At 41.4% G+C, this 1,248-nt stretch carries 1 protein-coding gene; it reads right to left on the bottom strand.

Annotation, left to right across the window (positions count from 1 at the left end; all coding sequences use genetic code 11):
• Nucleotides 1-31: 31 nt before the first annotated feature.
• A protein-coding gene (locus C2M25_RS06500) for an IS3 family transposase (protein ID WP_105180735.1) occupies nucleotides 32-1,203 on the bottom strand; the annotation gives its coding sequence in 2 pieces (ribosomal slippage) (nucleotides 32-930 and nucleotides 930-1,203; 1,173 coding nt in all).
• Between the last annotated feature and the right edge of the window lie 45 nt (nucleotides 1,204-1,248).

The following is a 1,248-nucleotide window of genomic DNA, read 5'->3' as shown; positions in this document are numbered from 1 at the left end:
TGATCTGACCCCGATAAAGTAGACACGGGGTTTAATTAAATTGTTCGTACTGCATGGGACTTTTATACCCTAGGGTGCCATGCCTTCTTACTGAGTTGTAGTATTTTTCAATATAAAAATACGTTTGTGTTGTCATTTCACTACGACTCAGTTCATTTAAGTTCTTTATCCACTCCTTTTTATACTGCGCGAAGAAGCTTTCTGAGCATGCGTTATCCCAGCAGTTCCCTTTTCTAGACATACTCACTGTGACACCTCTATTAGTTAACCACTTCACTGTTTCCTTTGCGACATACTGAGCTCCTTGATCTGAATGAAAGAGCAAGTTCGAACCATCAGGTTTGCGTGCTGACCATGCCTTTTTCAGTGTTTTAATAACTAACTCGGCGTTGTTTATCCGGCTTGTTACCCAGCCAACAACCTTACGAGAATACAAATCAAGGATGACGCATAAATACTGCCAACCATCTTTACAGCGTACTTGTGTGATGTCTGATACCCACACAGTATTTGCTGTCTTCACATTAAACTGACGTCGTAGTAAGTTACTCGCTTTGATTGTACCTTCTTTCTTCGCGCGGCTTGTATAGCGTCTCTTACCTGATTTTGAACGATAGCCAACGCTTTGTAATAGTCTCTGCACACGCCCTTTACTGCAATCAAAACCATGTGCTACCGCTGCCTCCCATAGTTTTCTATAGCCAGGGATACAGTGCTCCTGGTCGCTAATATGCTTTAGAAACTTAAGTAACGAACTGTTCTCTTTATGGCGTGTGCTAGGTAATTGCTTTAACCATTTATAATACCCAGCTGGCGACACAGATAACCAACTGCACAACTTCTTCACTGTGCGTTTGGCATCTGTGACCTTGTGGATATATTCGAACCTTATTCTTTTAGGCTGTCGAAGTAGACCTTCGCCTTTTTTAAAACGTCATTCTCCAACTGAGCATCTTCGAGTTGCTTCTCAAGCTTGCGAATTTGGCGTTCTAAATCTGTGTATGACTTGTCAGGGCCTTGGTTCTTTAATGGCTTTGCTGTTTTCTTCTTCGAGGTCATATGACTTCTCCAACTTGATAGCATGTCAGGATGAATTCCGTATTTATTCGCGACCATCTTAACTGTATCTGTGGTGTCTAACGACTCTTGAACGACTTTTATTTTAAATTCGAGCGAATGTTTGCGATATGGTTTTACTTTCATGGTTACTGGCTCCAAAAAGGTGTCTACTTTTATGGAGTCAGATCA

It is taken from the genome of Pseudoalteromonas sp. T1lg21 (assembly GCF_002964625.1).
GTDB classification, from domain to species: domain Bacteria; phylum Pseudomonadota; class Gammaproteobacteria; order Enterobacterales; family Alteromonadaceae; genus Pseudoalteromonas; species Pseudoalteromonas gelatinilytica.
This window is presented reverse-complemented; position numbering and strand designations above follow the sequence as displayed.